The following is a 25794-nucleotide window of genomic DNA, read 5'->3' as shown; positions in this document are numbered from 1 at the left end:
GGGTCCACACGTGCTGTGTGCGGTCCGTGGCGGCGGTGCACCGGACGGTGCGGCCGGGTCCCTGTCCGGGACCCGGCCGCACACTCGGACTAGCTGATGCTCGCGATGGTGCTGCGAACCTTGGTGATGATCGCGTCGGGGATCGGCGCGTAGTCGATGGTGCTGAGGACCTTCTGGCCCTCCTCGCTGGCGATGTAGGTGAGGAACGCCTTCGTCGCGGGCAGCGTGTCGGCCTTGTTGCCCTTGTCGCAGACGATCTCGTACGTCACCAGGGTGATCGGGTACGCGCCCTCGGCCTTGGTGTTGTAGTTGAGCTGGAGCTTCAGGTCGGAGCCGGTGCCGACGATCTTGGCGTCGGCGATGTCCTTGGTCGCGCTGTCGGTGCTGGGCGCGACCGGGGCCGAGGCGCCGGTGTTGATGCTGACGGGCTTGACGCCGTCACCGACGTAGGAGAGCTCGAAGTAGCCGATGGCACCCGAGGTCGCCTTGACCTGCTGGGCCACGCCCGCGGAACCGGCCGCGGACTGGCCGCCCTTGGCCTGCCAGGCCTTGCCGCCGGAGTACTTCCAGTTGGCGGGGGTGGTGGCGATCAGGTACTTGGTGAAGTTGTCCGTGGTGCCGGACTCGTCCGAGCGGTGGAACGCCTGGATCTTGAGGTCGGGCAGCGTGGCGGACGGGTTCAGCTTCTTGATCGCCGCGTCGTTCCACTTGGTGATCTTGCTGTCGAAGATCTTGGCGAGCGTCGGGGCGTCCAGGACCAGGTTGTCGACACCCGGGACGTTGTAGCCGAGCGCGATCGGGCCGCCGACCATCGGGAGGTCGATGCCCTGGCCGCCGGAGCAGACCTTCTTGGAGGCGGTGACCTCTTCGGGCTTCAGCGCGGAGTCGGAACCGGCGAAGGCCAGCTGACCCTGGTTGAAGGAGGTGACGCCGGCGCCGGAGCCGCCGCCCTTGTAGTTGATCTGGACGCCACAGGCCTGGCTGAAGGCCTTGACCCACGCGTCGATCGCGTTCTTCTGCGCGGACGAGCCGTCGGCGAGGAGCTGCTGGCCCTTCTTCGCCGTGCCGCAGTTGGCGGAGCTGGCGTTGGCCGCCGACGAGCTGCTGCTGCTCGAGGAGCCGCCGTTGTCGTCCGAGCCGCACGCCGTGAGGGCCAGGGCGCCGGAGACGGCGAGAGCACCGAGGGTGAGGGCCCGCCGGTTCATGCGCTGAAGCTTCACTTGAAAGAGTTCCTTCCGAGAGCCGCCGTCCTGAATTACGGCGGCGTGCGAAGACGGGGTGACGCGGGTGGCGACCCCCAGGTCGCGGCTCGCATCGCGTAAGGCCGAAATTAGGCAGAACAGGTGAAGGCGCCTATGGGCATAAGTGAACGGAGGGTGAACCCCTGTGGGCGGTGCGGTTAGGTCACGGAACGCTCACGTCGAGGACACGGGCTGATTCCGGACTATGCCAGGTACGGAGCGGTCGGGAGCGCGTCCACGAGGGTGCCGTCCCCCGGCTGGGTGAGGCGGTTCTGGGCGGCCACCGGGGAGAACCGCGCGAGCCCCTCACGGCTCCCGTCCGTCCTCGTCGGTGCCGACGGCCATGAGCGCGAGGGAGATCAGGTCGCGGTCCCGCTCGTAGGAGAGCCGCCGGTGGGCCTCGTCCGGGGTGAGCCAGAGCAGGACGTCGACCTCGTCGTTGGGCGCGAAGGATCCGCCGGTCGCCTCCGCCGCCCAGTAGCGGACCTCTTTGGGCCGTCCGTGGTGGTCGAGGTACTGGGCCGACGGGAGCCGGGTCCCCAGCCGGCACGCGAAGCCGGTCTCCTCCAGCACCTCGCGGTGGGCCGCCTCCTCGAACGTCTCGCCCCGCTTGAGCTTGCCCTTGGGCCACGACCAGTCGTCCCATTTGGGCCGGTGGACCAGCGCCAGTTCGAGGGCTCCGGCGGACGGGCGGCGCCACAGGACGCAGCCGGCCGCCTGGACGGTGGTGTCGTGCGTGGAAGTCACTGGTCGTTCACCGTCTCCTCCGTGCGGGTTCGTTCAGGGCGTCAAGGGGTGCCCACCGCGGTGCGTCAGGGGGTGCCCACCGCCTGCTTCTGCCACGACTGCTGGAAGGCGAAGCGGGCCGCCTCCACCTCGTGGCGCTGGTCGGCGTGGAGCACGCCGAGCGCGTACGCGGTCGCCGGGGCGATGCGCGGGGTGCGGGCCGCCGACGCGGCGGCGGCCGCCGCCTCCGAGGCGTCCCGGTGCAGATTGAGGGCCTGGCCGGCCGCCAGCAGGCGTACGTCCAGGGGCGCGCCGTCCCCGTGCAGGACCTCACCGGCGTAGCGGTGCAGCCGCAGCAGCAGCCGGACCTGGTGCCAGGGGCCGTCCTGGGGGTGCGGGGCGGGGTCGGGGGAGAGGCCGTGGATGAGGGCCTCCGCGTTGTACGGGTGCCCGGCGGTGACCAGGGGCAGCGCGGTGACCGCGTCGGTGAGCCGCTCCCCGGCGGCGGCGGTCAGCGGGCGCAGGTCGGCCGTGGCCGCGGCCGGGGTCAGCGGGACCTCGCTGGCCAGCACGGCGACCTTGTCGGCGACCGCGTGGAAGCGGGAGGAGCCGAGCGCCTGGAGCGCGGTGGAGTGGGCCCGGGTCCGGGCCAGGGTCAGCTGGCGCTCCAGCAGGGCGCCCGCCTTGGCCGCGCCCACGGTGAGGTTGCCGCGGTCGGCGGTGGCGGTCGGGGCCGCGGCCGGTCCGCGGCCGGCGGCGGTGGCGGGCGCGGGGATGCCCCGGCCCGCGCCGGTGACCCGGCCGCCCACCGCCGAGGCCGCCGACTGGGCGGGGAACGCCGCCGAGCCCGAGAGCCGGTGCAGCGCCAGCAGCAGCCGCTCCAGCCGGGCCGCGCACGCGTGCTCCAGGGCCAACGTGCCCGACAGCCATGCCAGTTCGGGGCGCATCTCCTCGGACCAGTCGGCGTCCAGCAGCGGACGGAAGGTGTGCAGGCTGCCGCTGATCCGGCGGGCCGAGTGGCGCAGGGCGCGCGCCGCGTCGACGGAGTCCTCCGTGCCGTTCTGGCCGTTGCCGGTCTCCCGGTGCAGCCGCAGGGCTCGGAGGAACTCGGTGGCCTGGCCGCGCAGGTAGCCCGCGAGGGCGTCACCTGTCACGGCCCGGGCCTTGGGATCCGTCGGGTCAAGGTGTTGCTGTGCCACGCCGGCGCCTCCGGGCGTCTATGAGCATCTCCTGGACGTTGCGCAGTGGTTGGCCCTCCGCGTCGGTCGCGTGCCGGGTCCACTCGCCGTCCGGGCCCAGGTGCCAGGACGAGGTGGTGTCCGACATACCGGTTTCCAGCATCCGGTTGAGCGCGGCGCGGTGGGCCGGGTCGGTGACCCTGACGAGGGCCTCGATCCGACGGTCGAGGTTGCGGTGCATCATGTCGGCGCTGCCGATCCACACCTCGGGCTCGCCTCCGTTGCCGAAGCCGAAGACGCGGGAGTGTTCGAGGAAGCGGCCGAGGATGGACCGTACGCGGATGTTCTCGGACAGGCCGGGGACGCCGGGCCGCACCGCGCAGATGCCGCGGACCCACACGTCGACCGGGACGCCCGCCTGGGACGCGCGGTAGAGCGAGTCGATGATCGCCTCGTCCACCATCGAGTTGACCTTGATGCGGATGAACGCGGGGCGCCCGGCACGGTGGTGCTGGACCTCCTTGTTGATCCGGGCGATCAGGCCGTCGCGCAGGGACTTGGGCGCGACCAGCAGCCGGCGGTAGGTCTCGCGGCGCGAGTAGCCGGACAGCCGGTTGAAGAGGTCCGAGAGGTCGGCGCCGACCTGCGGGTCCGCGGTCAGCAGGCCGAGGTCCTCGTACAGGCGGGCCGTCTTCGGGTGGTAGTTGCCGGTGCCGACGTGGCTGTAGCGGCGCAGCAGGTCGCCCTCCTGGCGGACCACGAGCGACAGCTTGCAGTGGGTCTTGAGACCGACCAGGCCGTAGACGACGTGGCAGCCCGCCTCCTCCAGCTTGCGCGCCCACTTGATGTTGGCGTGCTCGTCGAAGCGGGCCTTGATCTCGACCAGGACGAGGACCTGCTTGCCGGCCTCGGCGGCCTCTATCAGCGCGTCGACGATCGGGGAGTCGCCCGAGGTGCGGTACAGGGTCTGCTTGATCGCGAGGACGTCGTCGTCGTTCGCCGCCTGCTCCAGGAACCGCTGCACCGACGTGGAGAACGAGTCGTACGGGTGGTGCAGCAGCACGTCCCGGTTGCGCAGGGCGGCGAAGATGTCGGGCGCGGAGGCCGACTCGACCTCGGCGAGGTCGCGGTGGGTGCCCGCGATGAACTTCGGGTACTTCAGCTCGGGCCGGTCCAGCGAGCCGATGCGGAACAGCCCGGTCAGGTCGAGCGGACCCGGCAGCGGGTACACCTCGGCCTCGCTGATCTTCAGCTCGCGCACCAGCAGGTCCAGCACCTCGCGGTCGATGGACTCCTCGACCTCCAGGCGCACCGGCGGCCCGAAGCGGCGCCGCATGAGCTCCTTCTCCAGGGCCTGGAGCAGGTTCTCGGCGTCGTCCTCCTCGACCTCCAGGTCCTCGTTGCGGGTCAGCCGGAACGCGTGGTGCTCCAGGATCTCCATCCCCGGGAAGAGTTCCTCCAGATGGGCGGCGATGACGTCCTCCAGGGGGACGTACCGGCCCGGCGAGGACTCCAGGAAGCGGGAGAGCAGCGGCGGCACCTTCACGCGCGCGAAGTGGCGGTGTCCGGTGACCGGGTTCCGTACGACGACCGCGAGGTTCAGCGAGAGACCCGAGATGTACGGGAACGGGTGCGCGGGATCGACGGCCAGCGGGGTCAGCACCGGGAAGATCTGGTGCCGGAACAGCGTGAAGAGGCGGGCCTGCTCCTTCTCCGTCAGTTCGTTCCAGCGGACCAGGTGGATGCCCTCCTCCGCCAGCGCCGGGGCGATGTCCTCGTGGTAGCAGGCGGCGTGCCGGGCCATGAGCTCGCGCGAGCGGGCCCAGATCATCTCCAGCACCTCGCGCGGCTGCAGGCCGGACGCGGAACGCGTGGCGACACCGGTGGCGATACGGCGCTTCAGTCCTGCCACCCGGACCATGAAGAACTCGTCCAGGTTGCTGGCGAAGATCGCGAGGAAGTTCGCCCGCTCCAGCAGCGGGGTGTTCGGGTCCTCGGCGAGCTCCAGGACCCGTTCGTTGAACGCGAGCCAGCTGCGCTCCCGGTCCAGGAAGCGGCCCTGCGGAAGCTGGGGCCCGTCGTACGGCGACTCCTCGTACTCGTCGAGGTCGGCGTCGATGTCGGGTTCCAGATCGGAGACCGCCGCCGACACGGTGTGCGGGCGGTGCGCGGCTATGGAGCCCACGGAGGGCTGCGCGTGCTGGACCTGTGCCTGGGCGTTGGGCTGGCTGCTCATGTGCCCATTGTTCCGCGCCACCGGTGATACGGGCGCGTCGGAGAGCGCCGGAAGGAGCGGGAGGACGGCCCCGTTGCTCCCGTTCACCTCGGGAGGCGGCGAAGGCTCTGGCACAGCGGGCTTCATTCGCCGAGCCTCGCAAGCCCGTCTGAACCGTTGGTTACGGCGACATGGCGTGCGGGATATCGGGGGGCGGCTCCCGGACGTCTACGGCACGGAAAAGAACGTAACGGATGCGTGGGAGCCGCGGGGAGGGGGGATCCGGTCAGGCTGTGCGGCGGCGCAGGAGGGTGAAGGCGGTGGCGAGGACGAGGGCGGCGGTGGCGAGGACGATGCCGGTCTCCATGAGCTGGAGGGGCCAGAAGTGGGAGGCGGGGTGGTAGTCGACGTAGTAGCCGGTGACATCGAACGCCTTGGCGCAGACGCGGTCGGTGAAGTACGTGTCGGAGACATGGGCGCCCGTGGCGGTGATGGCGCCCTGGTCGCCCAGGAGGACGTTCGGCGGCGCGTTGTAGCCGGTGCTCACGGAACCGGTGCGGGTCACCCACGGCCACAGGTGCGGGCGGGCGACACCGAGGACGGCGTGCACGAGTGCCATGGCGATCGCCGCGAGGCCGAGGGCGGCGACGGTGCGGCGCAGGACGAGGGCCGCGAGGGCGCCGAGGGCCAGGCCGAGGAGGGGGTAGGCGAGGGCGATGGTGCCGTTGGCGTCGAAGGTCCCGTCACTCCACCAGTGCCAGGTGACCGGCACCTGGTGTGCGTCGTAGAGCAGCCGGTGCAGCAGGACCAGGACGGTGGTGCCGGCGGTGAGCAGGGCGGCGGGCACGGCGAGGCTGGTGGCCAGCCAGCGGGTCGGGGAGACGGACTGGGTCCAGGCGAGGCGGGCGGTGTCGTTCTCCAGCTCGCGGCCGATGAGCGCGCCGGCCGCGGCGGCGGCGACGTAGGGGGTGATGCCGATCAGGAACTCGGCGGCGGCACGGGCCAGGTGGTAGTTGGTGATCGGGGCGCTCCAGTCGCACCCGTGGGGGCCGCACTTGCGCTTCCAGTCGGCCGCGGCGGCGTTCCCCCCGGGGCCGTAGGCCCACAGCAGGGCGCCGGCGGCGGCGGTGAAGAGCATGGACCAGACGATCACCAGGCCGCGCTGCAGCCGCAGCACCGAGCGCCACGGACGGGCCGGTCTCGGGTGTGCCGTCGGGGCGGTGGCCAGGGCGGTCATACGGCGGCTCCCTTGATGCGCGTACGGCGGCCGAGCAGGGCGTAGGCGGCGGTGAGGGCGAGGGCGGTGAGGGCGAGCAGGACGGCGGTGGCGGTGAGCTGGACCGGCCAGAAGTGGCGGTCGGGCCAGATGTTGTCCCACTTGCGGCCGAAGAAGTACCGCGCCGCGCAGGTGACGGCGGCGGCCGTCGCGAGCGCGGGCAGGGTGCGGCGGAGGGCGACTCCGGCGAGCGTGCCGGCGGCCAGGGCGAAGAGGACCAGGGCGACGGCGAGCGGGCCGGCCGGGACGAGGACGCGGTCCCAGGACCAGTTGGTGACCAGGACGTCCTGGTCGGTGGTCCAGACCCAGGCGAAGAGCAGGGCGAGCAGGGTGGTGCCGCCGGCCAGGGGAACGGCGGCCGCGGTGAGTTTGGCGGTCAGCCAGCGGGCCGGGGTGACGGACTGGCTCCAGGCCAACCGGGCGTTCCCGGACTCCAGTTCGCGGCCGATCAGCGCGGCGCCCGCCCAGGCGGCCACGGCTATGGAGACGTAACTGAGCACCTCGCCGAGGAAGTTCACGACGTTGTTGACGTCGGTGAGGACGAAGTACGTGTCCGGGACGCAGTCGGGGAACGGCTTGCAGGTCAACTGGTAGTGCAGGTCGGCCCGTTCGGCGGGGACCCGGGAGGCCTGCACCCAGAGCAGCGCCCCCGCGGCGAGCAGCAGGAACACCCCCCACACGATCAACGCGGGCCGGTGCAGCCGCAGTACGGCCCGCTGCGGTCGGGCGGTGGGGCTCATGGCGAGGGTGGTCATACGGCGGCTGCCTTGGGTGCGGGCGTCGTCGGGCCGGTCTGGCGCTGGAGGAGGCGGAACGCGGCCAGGGTCAGGGCGGCGGTGACTGCGAGGATGATCGCGGTGGCCGTCAACTGGAGGGGCCAGTAGTGGGATTGGGGGTGGTACTCGTTGTAGTAACTGACGGCGTCGAGCTTGGCGTAGACGGCCTTGCAGGGTGCGTAGTCGATGGTTCCGCACCGCGGGTCGGCGATGTGCGCGCCGGTGGAGGTGACGAGTCCCTGCTCGATGACGATGCCGGAGCCCGCCGGGCGGTCGTGCTTGAGGCTGCTGACCTGGGTGACCGTGGGCCACAGGTGGGGCGTGGCGAGGGCCATGACGCTCCACAGGAACCCGGTGCCGAACAGTGAACCCACCAGCGAACCGAGGGAGTTGGGCTTGCGCAGGCCGAAGAGGGCGCCGATCGCCAGGGCGGCCAGGGCCAGGGCGGCGGTGGCGGTGCCGTTGGCGGCGTAGGTGCCGACGTCGTACCAGCTCTTGGCGGTGTCGATCCGGCCCTGGCTCCTCGACCACGCCCAGTGGTGCAGCCCGACCAGCAGTCCGGAGCCCACGGCGATCAGGACGGCCGGGAGGGCGAGCTTCGCGGCGAGCCAGCGGGCCGGGGTGACCGACTGGGTCCACGCCAACTGCGCGGTGCCGTGCTCCAGTTCGCGGCTGGTGAGCGTCGCGCCGGACCAGGCGGCCACCAGGAGGGGGACGGTGACGACCGCGATGGTCGTGTAGGTGTACCAGTCCTTGTAGCGGCCGATCGCGCTCGCGTCGTAGGTGCAGGGGGCCGGCGCCGAGCAGGCCTTGTACTGATGCCACGCGGCGGCCGACGCGTCGGTGAGCGGCCCGCCCAGCCACAGCAGGAGGCCGGCCAGGACGAGTACGAACACGACCCAGGCGGCCAAGGCGGGCCGGTGCAGGCGGATCAGCCAGCGGAGCAGGTGAGGTGATCCGTTCCGGCGCGCGATGACCGGCGGTGTGGCGAGGGCGGTCATACGGCGGTCTCCCGGGTGTCGGTGGTGGGTGGGTGCTGGAGGCTGGGGGTGAAACTAACCACTGTGCTGGCGTGTGAGTGGTTAGAAATGACCCCGGCTTCCCGAGGGTGCGGGGTCGCCGGGGCGCTCACGCGACGGTCTCCTCGGTCCTGGCGGCGGGGGCGGCGCCGGCCTCCGGGTTGCGCAGATAGGCGAGGACCAGCTCCTCCAGCGAGGGCGTGCTGGTGCGCCAGTCGGTGTCGAGCGGGCTCGACGGGCGGACCAGGGCGCTGAGCTGGCGGCCTGTGGTGCGCGACTCGACGACCGTGTGCGGGTCGAGGGCCGTGTCCGCGGGCGCGGACACACGGACGTGCGCGGCGAGCAGCTCGTCGATCTCCCCGGCGAGGCGGACCCGGCCGCCGCCGATCAGCAGCAAGTGGTCGCAGGAGTCCTCCAGTTCGGCCACGACGTGCGAGGACATCACGATCGTGGTGCCGAACTCGGCGGCCTGCGCCATGAGGACGCCCATCATCTCGTGCCGGGCCAGCGGGTCCAGGTCGGCCATCGGCTCGTCCAGGAGCAGCAGTTCGGGCCGCTTGGCCAGCGCGAGGGCGAGCGCGACGCGGGTGCGCTGGCCGCCGGAGAGGGTGCGGATGCGGGACTTCGGGTTCAAGTCCCCGTCCGTCACGACGCGTTGGGCGACGGAGGCGTCCCAGCGGTCGGTGTTCAGGTCGGCGCCCATGCGCAGCGTCTCGGCGACGGTGAGCTGCGGGTAGAGGGGCTTGTCCTGCGCGACGTAGGCGACCCGCTCGCGGGCCGTGCCCGCCGCCGTGCCCAGGACGGACAGCGTGCCCTCGGTCGGGGCGAGCAGTCCGGCGGTCAGGGCGAGGAGCGTGGACTTGCCCGCGCCGTTCGGTCCCACGACCGCGCAGACGCGCCCGGCGGGCAGCCGGAAGGCGCAGTCCCGCAGGGCCCACCCTCCCCGCCGGCCGAACCGCTTGCCGAGAGCGGCGGCCTCTATCGCGGCGGTGCCTGTCATCAGTCTTCTCCTTGGAAGTGCTTCTCGAGTACGGCGGTGAAGAGCGCGGCGACGTCGTCCCGGCCCAGGCCGGCCTCCCGGGCCCGCGCGGCCCAGTCGTCGAGTTCGAGGCGGAGGGGCGAGTCGGCGGGCGTGGTGCTCAGCCCCTTGCGGATGAAGGTGCCGAGACCGCGCCGGGCCTCGACCAGTCCTTCGCGCTCCAGCTCGCGGTAGGCCTTCAGGACGGTGTTCGGGTTGATGGCGGTGGCCTCGACGACCTCGCGGGCCGTCGGCAGTTTGTCGCCGGGCTCCAGCATTCCGAGGCGCAGGGCCTGCTTGGTCTGCTGGACGATCTGTACGTAGGTGGCCACGCCGCTGTGCCGGTCGATGCGGTACTCGACCACTGGGTTCCATCACCCTTTCACTAATTGAGTAGTGAAAGGGTGGTGCAGGAGGGCTGAGAAAGTCAAGTGAGATCGATGGAGATCGATGTGCCGGTCCGTGAACCGATCGGCGGGGCTCGTGCGATGAGGAGACGTGAGGGATACGGAAAGCGACGGGGAGCTGCTGCGGGCCATCGCGGCGGACGGTGACCGGCGCGCGTTCGAGGAGCTGTACCGGCGGTACGCGCCGTGGCTGACCGCGCGGCTGCGCGGCCGGTGCGCCGACGCCGGGATGGTCGACGACGTCGTACAGGAGACGTTTCTCGCGGTGTGGCGGGGCAGTGCGCGCTACCGCGAGGACGGCTTCTCCGAAGACGCCGCCGGGTGGCTGTGGCGGATCGGGTCGCGGCGGCTGATCGACGTGCTGCGCGGCGACGGGGCGCGCGGCCGGCTGCGGCAGGCGCTGGCGCGGCTGCGGCACCGGGACGAGGCGTCGGCGGAGGAGCGCGTGCTCGCGGGGGTGGAGCACGGGGACCTCGCCGGCGCCCTGGTCCGGCTCTCGCCGGAGCTGCGGGCGGTCCTCCAGGCCACCGTGATCGACGGGCTGACCACCCGGGAGGCCGCCGTGCTGCTGGGCATCCCCGCCGGCACGGTCAAGACACGGGCCATGCGGGCCCGTAAGCAACTGCGGGAGGAGCTGGCATGACCTGGCATGTGGCCGAAGACGACGTACGCGCCTATGCGCGGGGCGAGTTGGCACCGCCCTTGCTCTGGTCCGCCGACACCCACCTCGCCAAGTGCGCCGAATGCAGGGCCCTGTTGGCGTCGGTCACCGACCCGGTGGCCCTCGACGCGGGCTGGGCACGCCTCGACGCCGAACTCGACGCCCCCAGAAGGGGGTTGGCGGAATCCCTCCTCGTCCGGATCGGCGTGGCCGACCACACGGCACGCCTCCTCGCGGCGACACCGGTACTGCGCCGCTCGTGGTTCGGCGCGGTGGCCCTGCTGCTCGTGATGACGGTCCTGGTGACCGACGCGTCGAACGTCGCGTCGCCCGACGTCTTCCTCGCCCTCGCCCCGCTGCTGCCGCTCGCGGGCGTGGCGATGGCGTACGGCCCGGTGCTCGACCCGACGTACGAGATGACGGTCGTAGCCCCGATGCACGGCTTCAAGTTGCTCATGATCCGCACAACCGCCGTACTGGTGGCGGGACTTGGCCTCAACGGCCTCGCGACCCTGGCCCTGCCCGGATACGGCCTCGCCGCCCTGGCCTGGCTGCTCCCCGCGCTGGCCCTCACCTCGACGAGCCTCGCCCTGACCCCGCGCCTGGGCCCGGTCCTCGCGCCGGGTGTGGTCGGCGGGGCCTGGACGGCCCTGCTGGTGATCGCCCACGCGCGAGCGACGCACGGCGGCACGCTGGCCCCCTTCACCGCGACCGGCCAGACGGTGGCAGCGGCGGTGGCGGCCCTCGCCGCGGGCCTCCTCTACCTGGCCCGCGACCGCTTCGACACGAAGACCCCGGGCTTCCGCCCAACGGCCTGATCTCTCAAGCGACTTCACACCATTTCGCACTACTTCTTCATGCCACTTCCTGACTGGAGTACGTCATGACCACCACCGTCTCCGCGGCCGGGCTCAGCCTGCGCTACGGCCTGACGACCGCCCTCGACGACGTGTCGCTGCGGCTCACCGAAGGCGTCACCGGCCTGCTGGGCCCCAACGGTGCCGGAAAGACAACCCTGTTGAGGGTGCTGGCCACCGCGACCCCCGCCGACGAGGGCGCCTTCACCGTCCTCGGCCACGACCCCCGTACGCCCGCGGGCCGCCAGGAGACCCGGCGCGTGCTCGGCTACCTCCCGCAGACCCCGGGTTTCCACCCCGACTTCACGGCCTTCGACTTCGTCGACTACGTGGCGATCCTCAAGGAGTTGACCGACCGCACCGCCCGCCACACCGAGGTGAGGCGCGTGCTGGCCGAGGTCGACCTCTCCGACGTACGCGGCAAGCGCATCAAGAAGCTGTCCGGCGGTATGCGCCAGCGGGTCGCGCTCGCGGCGGCGCTGGTGGGCGACCCGGGCTTCCTGGTCCTGGACGAGCCGACAGTCGGCCTGGACCCCGAACAGCGCATGCGCTTCAGGGAGTTGATCGCCCGCGCGGGGGAGGGGCGAACCGTACTCCTCTCCACCCACCAGACCGAGGACGTGGCGATGCTCTGCCACCGCGTCGTCGTCATGGCCGCCGGCCGCGTCCGCTTCGACGGCACCCCGGCCGAACTCACCGCACGGGCCGCGGGCCGCGTGTGGAGCAGCTCGGAACGCGACCCCGACGCGAAGGCGGGCTGGCGCACCGGCCTGGGCGTCTTCCGCAACGTGGGCGACCCGCCGCCCGGCGCCGAACTGGCCGAACCCACCCTGGAGGATGGCTACTTGCTCACCCTCGACGGCATGCACGCGGAGGCGACGGCATGAGCACCGTACTGACCCTGACCCCCGCCGAGACGCACACGGCACCCGCCCGCCAGTCCTGGCAGGCGATCTTCGCCCTGGCCCGCTTCGAGTCCCGCAAACTCCTCCTCCGCATCCCGGTGCTGTTCATGCTGGCGGCCTACGTCGCCTGGATCGTGTGGCGCACCAGGAACGACTGGTCCGGCTATCCGGCCCTCCAGGACGTCGACCGCGCCACCCAGACGGGCCCGCTGCTGGTCGGCTTCGCGGTCCTGCTCTGCGTCAACCAGGCCGTCCTGCGTTCCCAACGGCACGACACGGAACGGCTGTTCGGGGTCCTGGTCCTCGAACCGTGGCGCCGTACGGCAGCCCACGCGCTGTCGATTCTGCCGGTGACCGGACTCGTCGTGCTGGGCGTGGCGGCCCAGTTCGGCTGGCAGGCGGTCAAGTCGACGGCGGTGGGCCACGGTTCGGTGGGCGAGCTGCTGGTGGGCCCCCTGTGCGTGCTGCTGTGCGGGGCGATCGGCCTGCTGATGGCGAGGCTGGTGCCGAAGCCGTTCGCGATCCCGGTGGCCGCGGTGCTGCTCCTCGTGTTCTCCGTCCTCGCGCCGGTCTCGATCGGCGGCGGCGGTGCCACGGCCTGGCTGCCCCCGGTCGTGGGCGAGGGCAGCACCAAGACGATCCCCTCCGACCTGATCGGCCGCCCGGCGGTCGCGCACTCCCTCTACCTGACAGGCCTGGCACTGGCCCTCGCCCTGCTCGCGGTACTGATCAGCAAGGGCCGGACGAAGACGGCGACGACGGTACTGGCGGGCTCGCTGGCCGGAGCGATCGCCCTCGGCGTGGTCGGCGGAGTCGGCCAGGCGGCCGGCGTCTCCTCGGAGATGACCGCGGCCCGCACGGTGGCCACGCTCAACCCGCAGAAGGTCCAGTCCTGCGTCCGGCACGGCCGTTCGACGTACTGCGCGTTCCCCGAGTGGGTCCCCAGGACGACGACATGGGCCGACGTCACGGACCACGTCCAGTCCCTCGCGGGCGGCACCGCACAGACCCAGAAGCTGCTCGTACGGCAACGGGTCGAGGCCCGCTACGGCATGGAGGCCGACGGCGCGATCGACCCGTCCACCACACCGAACCAGGTCACCGTCCGCACGATGTGGGGCGGACCCCGGACACCGGAGTTCTCCGCCGCGGTCGCCTCCGTACTGGTCCTCGGCAACGAGAAGGCCGGCGGTGACGTGTGCGACGGCCGCATGGTCACCATCATGTGGCTGGCCCTGGGCTGGACGTCCGACCCGGTGACCGAGCTCCGCGCGGTCCGCCTGGACGACAGCGTGACCGGCTCCGCCTCCGTCCTGTCGCCGACCAACGGAATGACCATGACGGCCGGACAGACCAGCGTCGTAAGGGAGTTGCTCGCGGCGGGCCCGTCCACGGTCACCCCGAAGGTGAAGGCGCACTGGGCCGAACTGACGTCCCCGAAGGTGACGACGGCAAAGGTCGCTCAGCTGCTGGGCGTCAAGGCTCCCGGTGGGGCTGACAAGTGCGAGTGATGACGAGAGGGAGCGCGGAGACCGAGCAGGCGGGAGCCCAACCTCCTTCTACGGCAAGGGTGTTGGGGCAGCTGATCCGACCGGTCCTGCGAGCCCTCCCGGTAAGGGCGCTGGGCGCGACCGCAGCGGTGGCGTTGCTGATAGCGGCGCTGCCCCGCCTCCTCTCGGACGACCCGGACCAGTGGTCCGCGCTCATCGCCCTGCGCGCCGCGTCCCTCACCTTCGCCCTGGGCCTGGCCTTCGTCCTGGACGACCCGGCCCGCGACCTGACGTCCGCGGTACCGACCCGCCGCATGCTCCGCACGACCCTGCGGGTGGCACTGGTGGCCCCGTTCGCGGCGGCCTGGTGGACCGCGGCGGTCCTGCTGATCCCGTCGAAGATCCGCCCTCCGGTGGGGGACATGACCCTGGAGGCGGCAGCGTCGGCGGTCCTCGCCCTCGCGGCGGCGGCAGCGGCCCTCCGCTTCACGGCGGAACCGGAACCGGGTCAGCGCGTGGCCGCCGGGTTCCTGGTCGTCGCCCTGGTGTCGCCCCTCGCCCTCCCCAACGACTGGGGGATGTACGTCACCCCGGTGGAGAAGCAGTGGGGGGTGGGCCACGATCACTGGGCGATGGTGCTGGTGGGTGCGGCGCTGGTGTGGGCGGCGTGCGGACCGGAACCGGTGAAGCGCAGGCGGGTGATCCCCACCCGGTCGGCTGGGTCCGGCCTGTCCGGCGTCTGAGGACGAGGCGGTTCAGGGCCCGGGGTTCTCCTTCAGTGCCTCTACGAAGGCGGTGAAGGTGGGGGTGGGGAAGGTGAGGGTGGCGCGGGTCGGGACCTTGGAGTCCCTGATGGCGATGAGCGGGTGGCGGTGGGCGACCTCCACGCAGGCGTCGCCCTGGCCGCCCCCGGAGAACGATGACTTCTGCCATATGCCAGGGGTGATCATGCGGTCACAGCTCCTTCGCCAGCCTGTGGATGAAGGCATGCGAACGCTCGGGCTCAAGTGACACCGCTTCCACCCTACGGAAGAGGGCTCGATAGCGGTTGAGCTGGGCCTCGGAGTCGATGAAAACGGGGCCGTTGGGGCCGTCACGTACCACCGTGTCCAACTGTGGGACCGCGCCGCCCGCGTACACCATGGCACTTCCGGCCCCGCCGAAGCCGTTCAGGTCGAAGGGGATGACACGCACGGTGACGTGGTGGGCTTCGGAGAGTTCCAGGACACGGGCGATCTGGGTCCGCGCAGCGATCTGGTCGCCAACGCGGTACTGCACGCGAAGGGGCCCGCTGCCCTGCGGGTGGGCTGGTCGGCGGGGGTGCTGCGGCTCGGGGCGTGGGACGCGGATCCTGAACCGCCGGAGCCGCCACGGGCGTTGGAGGAACTCGGCGACGCGGAGGACGGTCGCGGCCTCGCGCTGGTCCGGGCCTGTGCCGACCAGTGGGGCTGGCAGCCGCTGTCCCGGAACGGCAGGCGGGGGAAGCTCGTGCGGTGTGAACTCGCTGCGGCTTGAGGGGGCTTCGAAGCTGAGTGACGGGCGGGCCGCTCACCGCCAGGAGGTGACCCGTAGAAGTGTGACACTCACGCGGAAAGTGTCACACTTCTGCCGTCCAGCAGTACAGGGCCAGAACCATCCACAGGCGCGGGCAGCCTCCTTGAGGATGTCTTCGGGGATCAGTACGACCGACTCGCCGTCCGGCGTACACGGTCGGGCGGTCGCCGTTCCCGCACTTGTCGTCCTCGCCACTCCGGCACGACCCGCCTGGTGCTGTCCGAGGTGACCGTGAAGACCCACGTGGGCCGCATCCGGGCGGGCACGGCTGAAGCCCGGTTGCCCCCCCGGCCGACACACGCGACCCAAGCAAGCGCAGCGAACCGTTACGACTCCGAGCGGTACATCAGGTCCGTCTCATACGTCGTGAACCCCAGCCGCTCATACACGGACACCGCCGCCTTGTTGTCCGCGTCGACGTACAACATCGCCGTGGGCAACCCCCGCGCGGCAAGGTGCCGTAGGCCGATCGTCGTCAACGCCTTGCCCAGCCCCCCGCCCTGTACACCCGGCAATACCCCGACGACGTAGACCTCACCGAGCTGCTCCTGCTCGTGGACCTTGGTCCAGTGGAAGCCGACCAGCTCACCGGCCCGTTCCGCCAGGAAGAAGCCCTCGGGGTCGAACCACGCCTCGGACTTGCGGTCGTCGAGGTCCCGCTGGGTGAGAGACCCCTGCTCGGGGTGATGGGCGAACGCCGCCGCGTTCACGGCGAGCCACGCCGTGTCGTCGACGCCGGGCACGAAGGTCCGTACGGAAACCCCCTCCGCGAGCACAGGATCCGGCAGCTCCAGGTCGGTCAACGGCCGCCGCAGCTGCCGGAGTTCACGGAACATCGTGAGCCCGAGGACCTGCGCGAGATGACGTGCGGCGGCGTGACCGCCGTGCGCCCACACCCGCAGCCGCTTGCCCGAAGCGGCCAGCAGCGCGGCGCCGAGCGCTCGCCCGTGACCGTGCCCCCGGTGCGAGGGATGGACGACGAGTTCGGCGGCCGGTGCCTCCACCGGGTCCGTGTCCTCCAACTGCGCGTAGCCCACCAGCTCTTCGCCCAGGGTGAGCAGCAGATGCGAGACGCCGTCCCGTTCGCCGCCCCGGATCCGCAACCGTCCCTGCTCGGACACCGCCGGCTGCCCGTCGGTCCTGGCGGCCTCGCCGATCAGCGCGAGGACGGCCTCGCCCTGGTCCGGGGAGAGCGCGGAGTAGGTCTCGATGGAACGGGAGCCGGGCGCGGGCCGTGCGGTGTCGTCGCTGGTCATGGGTATGAGGGTAAGCCGATCCCCCAGCAAAGTGGCGGCAAAGAAGAAACCAGGATGTAACCAAGAACCCCCTGCCGCGCTACGCGCGTTGACCCTAGGCTGCGCCGGAAAGTGGTGACCTTCTCAGCCGACACACGCCGACACACAGGGGGGCTCATGCCAGCCACGACCCAGCCGAACCGCCCGCGCAGACGCCGTACCGCCGCACTCCTCGCCGCCACCGTGAGCCTCGCCACGGCGGGCGCGCTGGCGGCCGCACTGCCCGCCGACGCCCACGGCAACCCGACCGGAAAGGGTAGCGGCCACGGGCACAACTCCAAGCCCAGCCGCTACCAGGACGTACAGCTCCTCTCCTTCAACGACCTGCACGGCAACCTGGAACCCCCGTCCGGTTCCTCCGGCCGGGTCACCGAACTCCAGGCGGACGGCACGACGAAGACGATCGACGCGGGCGGTGTGGAGTACCTCGCCACGCATCTGCGCAACGCCCGTAAGGGCAAGGCGTATTCGATCACCGCGGCCGGCGGCGACATGGTCGGCGCGTCCCCGCTGATCTCGGGCCTGTTCCACGACGAGCCGACGATCGAGGCGCTCAACAAGCTCGACCTGGACGTCACTTCGGTCGGCAACCACGAGTTCGACGAGGGCGCGAAGGAACTGGCCCGCCTCCAGAACGGCGGCTGCCACCCCACCGACGGCTGCTACACGGACAAGAAGTTCAAGGGCGCCGACTTCCCCTACCTCGCCGCCAACGTCCTCGACGAGAAGACCAAGAAGCCGATCCTGAAGCCCTATTGGGTGTGGAAGAAGAACGGCGTCAAGGTCGGCTTCATCGGCGTCACGCTGGAGGGCACCCCGGGCATCGTCTCCGCGGACGGCGTCAAGGGCCTCCAGTTCAAGGACGAGGTCGAGACGATCAACAAGTACGCCAAGGAGCTGCAGAAGCAGGGCGTCAAGTCGATCGTCGCGCTGATCCACGAGGGCGGCTTCCCGGCCTCCGCGTCCTACAACTACGACTGCGACGCGTCCGGCGGCGGCTCCGGCATCTCCGGCCCGATCGTCGACATCGCGAAGAACGTCACCCCGGCGGTCGACGCGCTCGTCACCGGCCACACCCACAACGCGTACGTCTGCACGATCGACGACCCAAGTGGCAAGCCCCGTATGGTCACTTCGGCCTCGTCGTTCGGCCGTCTCTACACCGACACGACGCTGACGTACGACCGCGTCACCGGCGACATCGCCCGTACGGCGGTCAAGTCGGCGAACCACGTCGTCACCCGTGACGTGCCCAAGGCCGCCGACCTGACCAGCCTGATCGGCAAGTGGAACACCCTCGCCGCCCCCATCGGCAACCGCGCGATCGGCTACATCTCCGGTGACGTCAACAGCACCGGCACCGAGTCCCCGATGGGCGACCTCATCGCCGACGCCCAACTCGCGTACGGCAAGAAGCTGGACCCGGAGACCGACCTCGCGCTGATGAACCCGGGCGGGGTGCGGGCGGGCCTGACCTACAAGGCGACCGGCGCCGAGGGCGACGGCGTGGTGACGTACGCCGAGGGCTTCACGGTGCAGCCGTTCGCCAACACGGTGAACCTGCAGGACTTCACGGGCGCCCAGGTGATCCAGGCGCTCAAGGAGCAGGTGAGCGGCACGAACACGGCGGCGCCGAAGGTGCTCCAGGTGTCGTCAGGGCTGACGTACACGCTGGACCTGACGAAGACGGGCGCGGACCGGGTGGTCACGGACTCGATCAAGCTCAACGGTTCCGCCATCGACCCGGCGGCCACGTACCGCGTCGCGACGAACAGCTTCCTCGCGGGCGGCGGTGACGGCTTCACGACGCTGGGGCAGGGCACCGGCGACCTCGTCGGCACGGACGACCTGACCGCGCTGGCGGACTACCTGACGGCGAACTCGTCGGCGACGGCCCCGCTGGCGCCCCCGGCGGCGAACCGGATCACGATCGTGCAGTAACAGTCAGCAGCTCTTCCCTGCTCAGGGGCCCGGTGCCGTGTAGGTCGGCACCGGGTTCCTTCTGTTTTCCCGTTCTAAATTCTGTGTAAGACCCGGTTCAGTTCCGCAAATTCCATAAGAGTCTTCCACAGGGATTGCTCAGGAAGGTCTTAGCGAAAATCGCTTTTCCTGCGTCAGAAGTCCAGTAGTGTTTTCCATGTCGAAAGCGAACGGCGCAAACGACAAGAAGACGCAAGAAGACGTAAGAGACGAAGGAGAGCACGATGAGCTTCCACAAGATCGCCCCGGTCAAGAAGGCCCACAAGCCCGCCCCGGCCCCCAAGAAGGCCCCGAAGAAGCCTGCTCCGGCCCCGAAGCGCCGCCCGGTCGGCCACAAGTAAGCCGAAGTAAGTCACACATAAAAATCCGTACCAGGGAGGGAATTAATCATGAGCTTCAACAAGATTCACCCCATCAAGAAGTCCTGCAAGCCCGCTCCGGGAGCCAAGAAGCCCGCTCCGAAGAAGCCCGCCCCGAAGCGCCGCCCGGTCGCCAACAAAGGCTGACAAAGAATTTACAGGCGTAATTCAGAAGTAAATCAAAGGCAGTTGCAGCAGATCGGTAGAGGAACTGTTGCAGAACCGCAGCAGACACCGCAGTAGCCGCATCAGAGAGGGACACAGACATGAGCTTCCACAAGATCGCCCCGGTGAAGAAGACCCGCAAGCCCGCCCCGGCCCCCAAGAAGCCGGCGCCGAAGAAGCCCGCGCACGCCCCGAAGCGTCGCCCGGTCGGCCACAAGTAAGCGTCTCGGCCACCCGCAGCAGACCCGCACCACCCGCACCACCCGCACCACCCGCACCACTCCACAACCCGCCGCACCAGCGCGGCACTTACCGGGAGGGACCCCACCATGAGCTTCCACAAGATCGCCCCGGTCAAGAAGCACCACAAGCCCGCTCCGGCCCCCAAGAAGCCCGCGCCGAAGAAGCCGGCGCCGGCCCCGAAGCGTCGTCCGGTCGGTCACAAGTAAGCCGCCGGTCCGGCCGTAGAAGACCCGCAGCACCCGCAGCACCACCCGCAGTACTCGCACCACCCCACAACTCGCCGCAGCACGGCGGCACTTACCGGGAGGGACCCCGCCATGAGCTTCCACAAGATCGTCCCCGTCAAGAAGCACCGCAAGCCGGCCCCGGCCCCCAAGAAGCCCGCGCCGAAGAAGCCCGCCCCGAAGCGCCCTGTCGGCCACAAGGGCTGATCCCGCACCCCGTGAGGCGGGGCCACTGGTTAGCGAGCGAACTCGCTGCGGTGGCCCCGCCTCGGCCACGTCCAGGCCATGGACGCGCATCGGCCATCCACTGAACCAGGCCTGCTCTGAAGGGAGTTGTTGACCATGAGGGAAGCCCGTGAGGCCTTCCGCCGTTTCTGGCCGCTGACCCGCGGTGACCGCAAGTGGCTCGCGGTGATCATCGCGTGCGTCGTCGTGTCGGCGCTCTCCGAGACCGCCGCGATCCTGCTGTTCGCGGACCTCACCGACAACGCCCTCAAGGCCGGTTCGCTGTCCGACTTCTGGGGCCCGGCCGCGGCCTGGCTCGGCGTCGCCGCACTCGGCGCGCTGGTCGGCTACTTCGGCAACTCCCTGGCCACCTGGACCGCCGAACGCTTCGTCCTGCGCCTGCGCGCGAACGTCTTCCGCCACGTCCAGGACCTACCGCCCCACTTCTTCCAGAAGCACCGCCAGGGCGACCTCGTCGAACGCCTCACCGGAGACGTCGAGGCCATCGAGCAGATGGTCGTGTCCGGGGTCGTAGGCACCATCTCGGCAGCTTTCTCAGCCGTGTTCTACGCCTGCGCTGCCCTGTACCTCCGCTGGGACCTGGCCCTCGCGACCTTCGTCCTCGCCCCCCTCTTCCTCCTCGCGGCCCGCCGTTTCTCGGGCCGCATCAAGCAGGCCTCGCAGGACGAACGAGTCGCGGACGGCGCGATCACCTCGGTCGTCGAGGAGTCCCTCGGCAACGTGGTCCTCACCCAGGCGTACAACCGCCGCCGGGACGAGGAGAAGCGCCTCGACGTCGAAGCCCGCGCATGGATGAAGGCATCGGTCCGCGGCGCCCGACTCAGCGAGATGTACGAGCAGTTCGTGGAGGTCGTGGAGACGCTCTGCGTCCTGTCGGTGATCGGCCTCGGCGTCTGGGAGATCTCCGCCGACCGCATGACCCTCGGCGCACTCCTCGCCTTCGCGGCCTTCATCGGCTACCTCTACCCCCCGGTCCGCAACCTCGGCCAGCTCGGCCTCACCCTCACCGCCGCCACGGCCGGCGCCGCCCGCATCAACGAGATCCTGGACGCCACCCCGTCCGTCGGCGACCCCCGCGAACCCGTCCCCGCCTGGCCCGTCCACGGCTGGGTCAGCTTCCACGGCGTGACCTTCGCCTACCCCGGCGCGACCCGCGACTCGGTCAGCGACGTCACCTTCAGGGCGGACCCGGGCGAGCTGGTGATCATCACGGGCGAGAGCGGCGCGGGCAAGTCCACCCTCTCCAAACTCCTCACCCGCTTCTACGACCCCTCGGCGGGCGTGATCTGCCTGGACGGCGTCCCCCTCCGCGACGTACCCCTCGAATTCCTGCGGGAGAACGTCGCGTTGCTCCCCCAGCAGACCCTCATCCTCAACGGCACGGTCCGCGAGAACATCGAGTGCGGCCGCCCCGGCGCGACGGACGAGGACATCGAACGGGCCGCGCGTTCGGCGGCGGCGCACGACTTCATCACCGCACTCCCCGAGGGCTACGACACTCAACTCGCCCCCGGCACGGCGGCGTTGTCCGGCGGTCAGCTCCAACGGATCGCGATCGCAAGGGCGATGCTCCGCGAGGCCCCGGTCCTGGTCCTGGACGAACCGACCGCCGGCCTCGACTCGGTGGCCGCCCGCCAGGTGATCCAGCCCCTGCGCCGCCTCATGTCCGGCCGTACGACCATCATGATCACCCACGACCTGAGCCTGGCCCCGGACGCGGACCGCATCCTGGTCGTCGACGGCGGACGTCTCGTCGAGACGGGCGCGCACGCGGAGCTGGTTTCAAGGGGCGGTGTGTACGCGCGACTCGCGGGTCCGCTCCCCGAGATGGCGATCACGGGAACGGGACGGCATCGTTCGGAGGACACGATGATCCTGCGCCCGGTCCCGCCGCAGGCACCGGACGAGACGATGATCCTGCGGTTGCCGAAGAGGTAGACGGATCAGGCAGGCGGAGCGGCCCGGAGGCTGTACCCGAGCCCCCGCACGGTGTGGATGAGCCGCGGTTCGCCGCGGCTCTCCAGTTTCCGGCGCAGGTACATGACGTACACGTCAAGGGTGTTGGACGCGGGCTCGAAGTCGAAGCCCCACACCTGCCGGTGGATCTGGGACCGGGTGAGCGCGGCGCCCGGATGCCTCAACAGGTGCTCCAGCAACAGGAATTCGGTTCGCGTGAGATCGAGCGGCCGTCCGTCACGGGTGACGGTACGGGTACGCAGGTCCATCACGAGATCCTGGAAGACGAGCCGTTCGAGCTCGGGCGATACGTCGATCGCGGGGGCGTGTTGGGTACTGCGGCGCAGCAACGCCCGTACGCGGGCGAGGAGTTCCTCGATGGCGAACGGTTTGCTCAGGTAGTCATCGGCACCGTTGTCGAGGGCGACGATACGGTCGCCGACCGCGTCCCGCCCGGTGATCATCAGGATCGGCACGGTGGACCCGGAGGCCCGGATGCGCCGGGTGGCGGCGAGTCCGTCCAGCTCGGGCATGGTGACGTCCATCAGCACGAGGTCGGGCGCGGCGGCGCCGTCCGGCACACAGGGGGATACGCCGAGCAGATCGAGCGCGGTACGCCCGTCCCCGGCGAGGACGGTCTCGTACCCCTCGTACCGGAGCAGCCTGCCGATCCCTTCCCGCACGTCTTCGTCGTCGTCGGCCAGGAGAATCTTCGGCGCCATGCCGACACGGTGGGACGAACGCCTGTGGCAGGGCTGGCAGTTGGTTATGCGAGGGCTGAGGGCTGAGGGCTGAGGGCTGACGGGCGAGGGGGGTCTCCTCAGTCCGCGTGGCGGCGACGGTAGGCACGGGTCTTGTTCCGGTTCCCGCAGGCGTCCATCGAGCACCAGCGGCCGCCGCCGTTGCGCGAGGTGTCGTAGAAGGCCCAGCGGCAGTCCGGCGAGGCGCACAGTTTCAGACGACTCCAGCGGCCACCGGCGACGCTCGCGGCGACCGTCTCCACGATGGTGTCGAGGCCGGGCGTACCGCTGTCGGCGACGAGACGCAGCCCGCCGCCGTCCGCGTCCGGAGCCAGGACCAGGGGGAAAGGGGCGAGGGCCCGAGCGGTCTTGGCGCGGTCGGCACCGTCGGAGTTGTCCGAGCTGTCGGCGTCGTCGGTTCCGCTGGTGAGGGCATCCCGCAGACCGGCACGGAGCGCGCGGGCGGCGGCCAGATCGGACGGCCCCGGTTCCTGCCCCGAGCCGGCCAGCCCATGCGCCTCCAGCCACGCCAACAGGCCCTGGACGGAGGTCAGTTCATCGTTGCCGGTGTGCCGCTCCCCGTGCCAGCTGAAGGATCTTTCGTCGAGCGTGTTGAGGAACTGCTCGACCAGGACGAGATCTACGACGCCATCACCATCACTCACGACACCACCGTACCGCGAAGCCGGTGTTGACGGCGCTCGACACCGGCTATACGTTTTAAAGGTGTCGAAAACATGGACGACCTCATGGACGACCTCAGGGCAGACCCCGACGACGGACACCATCCCCGGCCCCTTGCTGGAGGTGCCGGACGCGGACCTCGACGAGCTGCGGGCCCGCCTGCGCGGGACGAGGTGGGCGGAACCATGGCCCGTGGCCGAGTGGCAGGCGGGCACCGACGCCAAAGAGCTGAGGCGCCTGACCGAGTACTGGGCCGACGGCTACGACTGGCGCGCACACGAGACCGCGATCAACGAGCTCCCGTCCCACTTCGCCGCGATCGACGGCATGACCGTGCACTACCTGCGCTTCGACGCCGAACGTGAGGGCGCCCTGCCGCTGGTCCTGACCAACGGCTGGCCGAGCACGTTCTACGAGCTGGTCGAACTGGCGCGGAGGCTCTCGACCCCGTCGCGCTACGGCGGTGATCCGAGGAACGCGTTCACGGTGATCGTGCCGTCCCTCCCGGGCTTCACGTTCTCGTCCCCGCCCCCTGGCCTGACGGACAAGTCACCGCTCACCCACGAACTGTGGCACCGCCTGATGCACGACGAGTTGGGCTTCGAGCGCTACGGCGCGCACGGTGGGGACCTGGGTTCGGGGATCACGGCGCGCCTCGGTCATGCCCACCCCGAGAGCGTGGTCGGCATCCACTTGCTGGACATCCTGAGCACACCCCCGGACCCCGCCTCCGCCCAACTGACCGACGAGGAACGGGAGTACCTGGCCGCCTTCGGCGCCTGGTCCCAGGAAGAGGGCGCGTACGCCCACCAACAACGCACCCGCCCACTGACCTTGGCCCAGGGCCTGAGCGACTCCCCGTCGGGCCTGCTGGGTTGGATGGTGGAGAAGTACCGCTCCTGGAGCGACTGCGGAGGGAACCTCTCGACCCGTTTCACGGACGACTTCCTTCTCACCCAGGCGTCGCTGTACTGGTTCACGAACACGATCGGGACGTCGTTCATCCCCTACTACGCGTCCGGCCAGGGCCTCATCCCGAAGCTGGACCGGGTGGAGGTACCAACCGCCCTGGCCCTGTTCCCCGCCAACCTCGGCGCCGGCACCCCCGCCCCTCGCGGCTTCGTGGAACGCAAGTACCACCTCACCCGGTACACGACGATGCCGCGAGGCGGTCACTTCCCGGCCCACGAGGAACCGGAGTTGCTGGCCGAGGACATCACCGAGTTCTTCAGGTCGGTGAGTTGAGTCGATGTCGTACGGCTGGAGGTCGTACGGCTGGAGGTCGTACGGCTAGAGCCGGGGCCGGGGCTGCGCCCGGAAGTCGCGGCCGGGGGGCGGGACTTGGGACTCCCAGCGCCAGTGCAGGAGGGCGGCGAGGAGAGCGAACGCGCCGAGCGGAACGCAGACGAGCAGCAGCAACGTCTCGGGGTCCCGTTCGGTCACCACCTGCCACAGCGTGACCAGGAACATGGCCAGCAGGACCAACAGGGCGCCGCTGGTGGCCCGTTCCCAGGCCTTACGGTGACCGGATTGCCGCCGGATCCGCTCCTCGACCTCGGGCCGCCGCTCCCAGGCCATGCCGCGGTGCCGGGCGGCCGTCTCGCGCAGATCGTCGATCTCGGCGCCGAATTCCGGGAGTTGACCGTCGTCGATGTGCGGGAGCAGCAGGCGCCGGCCGTCGTTGCCGTAGAGGAAGGTGAGCCACTGGGAGTCGCCGCTGCGCTGGTTGCGGCGGGGCTCGACCCGGATGTCGTAGATGTCGTGCCAGCTCCGGCGCCGGGTGCGGACGGCTCCGCGTACGGCGATCCCGTCCGCCGTGACGAAGGTGCGCTGGCGCCAACTGGCAAGCAGAGCCCAGACGAACAACCACAGCAGTAGGGCGTCGATGACCAACCGGGCCCGGTGGCCGAGGATATTGGGGTTCTGATTCATCCGGTAGACGGAGTTCCCTACGGCGATCCCCATGAAGACGAGCCACCCGTTGCGGTTCCGTCCCCGTCTCTGTCGCCCGTACTCCCGCTCGATGCCGCGCTCGTGTACGTCGTCGCCCATGCCAACTCCCCCGTGTAGGACGGGTAGATGGTAGGTCGGCGAGCTGTGCTTGTCAGGAGGCGGAGGGGGCGGCCGGTGCGCGGGGACGATGAAAGGCCCCGATGCCAGCGGACGGGACCGGTCCGGGGTCACCGTTCGGGTTCCGGGATGCGCTCGCCCCGGCTGACGGCGATGCGGAGGACGTCGCCGAGGGATTCGGACGCCCTGGTGAGTGCGAACCGTACGGCTCGTTCCCCGGCCTTCGGGTCGGCGAGTACGGCCTTGGCTCCGGTCAGCACCTGTTCCCCGGAGTCGAGTTGGGCCGCCTCGATGTCGTCGGCGAGGAGGGAGAGACGGCTGTCGTGGCTGTCGGCGCTGAGGTAGCAGGGCTTGCCGTCGGGGGTGGTCCAGGGGAGCAGCCGGAGTTCGTTGCGGGTGGTGTCGGGGACGCTCATGCGTGTACCACCACTCCGTGGACAAGCAGTAACTCCCGGATTCCTACGACGCGTTCGCTCATTCCGCGGCGCTCCTCTGTTCTTGCGGGGTCC

The 25794-nt window shown here is 70.4% G+C and carries 23 protein-coding genes and 2 pseudogenes; 9 read left to right on the top strand and 16 right to left on the bottom strand.

The window, feature by feature from the left end:
* Positions 1-89: 89 nt before the first annotated feature.
* From pstS to R2B38_RS18405, 9 genes and pseudogenes are all read right to left on the bottom strand, one after another.
* A complete protein-coding gene (pstS, locus tag R2B38_RS18445; protein WP_318017223.1) occupies positions 90-1220 on the bottom strand; it encodes a phosphate ABC transporter substrate-binding protein PstS in 1131 nt (376 codons plus the stop codon).
* 327 nt (positions 1221-1547) lie between these two features.
* Positions 1548-1988: an NUDIX hydrolase gene (locus R2B38_RS18440; protein WP_318017222.1), complete on the bottom strand. Its 441-nt coding sequence runs from the start codon at positions 1986-1988 to the stop codon at positions 1548-1550.
* Positions 1989-2053: 65 nt separating this feature from the next.
* Positions 2054-3166, bottom strand: a complete 1113-nt coding sequence (locus tag R2B38_RS18435) for a CHAD domain-containing protein (RefSeq protein ID WP_318017221.1) — start codon at positions 3164-3166, stop codon at positions 2054-2056.
* On the bottom strand, positions 3147-5381 hold the full coding sequence (locus tag R2B38_RS18430; RefSeq protein ID WP_033281345.1) for an RNA degradosome polyphosphate kinase: 2235 nt from the start codon (positions 5379-5381) through the stop codon (positions 3147-3149). The genes R2B38_RS18435 and R2B38_RS18430 overlap by 20 nt, the downstream gene beginning before the upstream one ends.
* Positions 5382-5646: 265 nt before the next feature.
* Positions 5647-6597 (bottom strand): hypothetical protein, encoded by a 951-nt coding sequence (locus R2B38_RS18425; RefSeq protein ID WP_318017219.1) that lies wholly within the window; start codon positions 6595-6597, stop codon positions 5647-5649.
* A complete protein-coding gene (locus R2B38_RS18420) occupies positions 6594-7391 on the bottom strand; it encodes a hypothetical protein (RefSeq protein WP_318017218.1) in 798 nt (265 codons plus the stop codon). The genes R2B38_RS18425 and R2B38_RS18420 overlap by 4 nt, the downstream gene beginning before the upstream one ends.
* Positions 7388-8413, bottom strand: a complete 1026-nt coding sequence (locus R2B38_RS18415; protein WP_318017217.1) for an ABC transporter permease — start codon at positions 8411-8413, stop codon at positions 7388-7390. The genes R2B38_RS18420 and R2B38_RS18415 overlap by 4 nt, the downstream gene beginning before the upstream one ends.
* A gap of 520 nt (positions 8414-8933) precedes the next feature.
* Positions 8934-9431, bottom strand: a pseudogene (locus R2B38_RS51330) (ATP-binding cassette domain-containing protein); the annotation flags it as partial.
* Positions 9431-9814 carry a GntR family transcriptional regulator gene (locus tag R2B38_RS18405; RefSeq protein WP_318017215.1) on the bottom strand — a complete coding sequence of 128 codons (384 nt, stop codon included), beginning with the start codon at positions 9812-9814 and terminating at the stop codon, positions 9431-9433. The gene R2B38_RS18405 and the pseudogene R2B38_RS51330, both read right to left, overlap by 1 nt.
* 133 nt (positions 9815-9947) lie before the next feature.
* On the opposite strand from R2B38_RS18405, the gene R2B38_RS18400 reads away from it, so the two are divergent.
* The 5 genes from R2B38_RS18400 to R2B38_RS18380 all read left to right on the top strand — a co-directional run bounded on the left by R2B38_RS18400 (position 9948) and on the right by R2B38_RS18380 (position 14512).
* Entirely contained in the window at positions 9948-10499 is a 552-nt protein-coding gene (locus R2B38_RS18400; protein WP_318017214.1) for an RNA polymerase sigma factor, read from the top strand.
* On the top strand, positions 10496-11335 hold the full coding sequence (locus tag R2B38_RS18395; RefSeq protein ID WP_318017213.1) for a zf-HC2 domain-containing protein: 840 nt from the start codon (positions 10496-10498) through the stop codon (positions 11333-11335). The genes R2B38_RS18400 and R2B38_RS18395 overlap by 4 nt, the downstream gene beginning before the upstream one ends.
* Positions 11336-11400: 65 nt before the next feature.
* On the top strand, positions 11401-12261 hold the full coding sequence (locus R2B38_RS18390) for an ABC transporter ATP-binding protein (RefSeq protein WP_318017212.1): 861 nt from the start codon (positions 11401-11403) through the stop codon (positions 12259-12261).
* Positions 12258-13790, top strand: coding sequence for an ABC transporter permease (locus R2B38_RS18385; protein ID WP_318017211.1), 1533 nt, complete (start codon positions 12258-12260; stop codon positions 13788-13790). Before R2B38_RS18390 ends, R2B38_RS18385 begins: the two co-directional genes overlap by 4 nt.
* Entirely contained in the window at positions 13790-14512 is a 723-nt protein-coding gene (locus tag R2B38_RS18380) for an ABC transporter (RefSeq protein ID WP_318017210.1), read from the top strand. Before R2B38_RS18385 ends, R2B38_RS18380 begins: the two co-directional genes overlap by 1 nt.
* A 12-nt stretch (positions 14513-14524) precedes the next feature.
* Here R2B38_RS18380 and R2B38_RS18375 read toward each other — a convergent pair whose 3' ends face one another.
* Both R2B38_RS18375 and R2B38_RS18370 read right to left on the bottom strand, forming a co-directional pair.
* The gene (locus tag R2B38_RS18375) at positions 14525-14719 is read right to left on the bottom strand and encodes a DUF397 domain-containing protein (RefSeq protein WP_318017209.1); all 195 of its coding nucleotides are present in this window, start codon (positions 14717-14719) and stop codon (positions 14525-14527) included.
* Positions 14720-14723: 4 nt separating this feature from the next.
* Positions 14724-15047, bottom strand: a pseudogene (locus R2B38_RS18370) (Scr1 family TA system antitoxin-like transcriptional regulator); the annotation flags it as partial.
* Between R2B38_RS18370 and R2B38_RS18365 the strand changes: the two are divergent.
* A complete protein-coding gene (locus R2B38_RS18365) occupies positions 14973-15284 on the top strand; it encodes an ATP-binding protein (RefSeq protein WP_411978469.1) in 312 nt (103 codons plus the stop codon). The pseudogene R2B38_RS18370 and the gene R2B38_RS18365 overlap by 75 nt on opposite strands.
* A 365-nt stretch (positions 15285-15649) precedes the next feature.
* Here R2B38_RS18365 and mshD read toward each other — a convergent pair whose 3' ends face one another.
* Positions 15650-16579: a mycothiol synthase gene (mshD, locus tag R2B38_RS18360; RefSeq protein ID WP_318017207.1), complete on the bottom strand. Its 930-nt coding sequence runs from the start codon at positions 16577-16579 to the stop codon at positions 15650-15652.
* A gap of 156 nt (positions 16580-16735) precedes the next feature.
* On the opposite strand from mshD, the gene R2B38_RS18355 reads away from it, so the two are divergent.
* Positions 16736-18559 carry a bifunctional metallophosphatase/5'-nucleotidase gene (locus tag R2B38_RS18355; protein ID WP_318017206.1) on the top strand — a complete coding sequence of 608 codons (1824 nt, stop codon included), beginning with the start codon at positions 16736-16738 and terminating at the stop codon, positions 18557-18559.
* A 1372-nt stretch (positions 18560-19931) separates the two neighbouring features.
* Entirely contained in the window at positions 19932-21773 is a 1842-nt protein-coding gene (locus tag R2B38_RS18350; protein ID WP_318017205.1) for an ABC transporter ATP-binding protein, read from the top strand.
* Between the two features lie 5 nt (positions 21774-21778).
* Here the strand turns inward: R2B38_RS18350 and R2B38_RS18345 are convergent, their stop codons facing one another.
* Positions 21779-22513 (bottom strand): response regulator transcription factor, encoded by a 735-nt coding sequence (locus tag R2B38_RS18345; RefSeq protein WP_318017204.1) that lies wholly within the window; start codon positions 22511-22513, stop codon positions 21779-21781.
* A gap of 98 nt (positions 22514-22611) precedes the next feature.
* Complete coding sequence (locus R2B38_RS18340) at positions 22612-23196, bottom strand: CGNR zinc finger domain-containing protein (RefSeq protein WP_318017203.1); 585 nt, start codon at positions 23194-23196, stop codon at positions 22612-22614.
* Positions 23197-23257: 61 nt separating this feature from the next.
* On the opposite strand from R2B38_RS18340, the gene R2B38_RS18335 reads away from it, so the two are divergent.
* A complete protein-coding gene (locus R2B38_RS18335) occupies positions 23258-24460 on the top strand; it encodes an epoxide hydrolase (protein WP_318017202.1) in 1203 nt (400 codons plus the stop codon).
* 45 nt (positions 24461-24505) lie between these two features.
* Here R2B38_RS18335 and R2B38_RS18330 read toward each other — a convergent pair whose 3' ends face one another.
* Both R2B38_RS18330 and R2B38_RS18325 read right to left on the bottom strand, forming a co-directional pair.
* Positions 24506-25267 carry a PH domain-containing protein gene (locus R2B38_RS18330; RefSeq protein ID WP_318017201.1) on the bottom strand — a complete coding sequence of 254 codons (762 nt, stop codon included), beginning with the start codon at positions 25265-25267 and terminating at the stop codon, positions 24506-24508.
* Between the two features lie 128 nt (positions 25268-25395).
* Positions 25396-25701 carry a hypothetical protein gene (locus tag R2B38_RS18325; RefSeq protein ID WP_318017200.1) on the bottom strand — a complete coding sequence of 102 codons (306 nt, stop codon included), beginning with the start codon at positions 25699-25701 and terminating at the stop codon, positions 25396-25398.
* Positions 25702-25794 lie beyond the last annotated feature (93 nt).

This window comes from Streptomyces sp. N50, assembly GCF_033335955.1.
Taxonomy (GTDB): domain Bacteria; phylum Actinomycetota; class Actinomycetes; order Streptomycetales; family Streptomycetaceae; genus Streptomyces.
The sequence above is the reverse complement of the archived record's forward strand: the minus strand, read 5'-3'. Positions and strand labels throughout refer to the sequence as shown.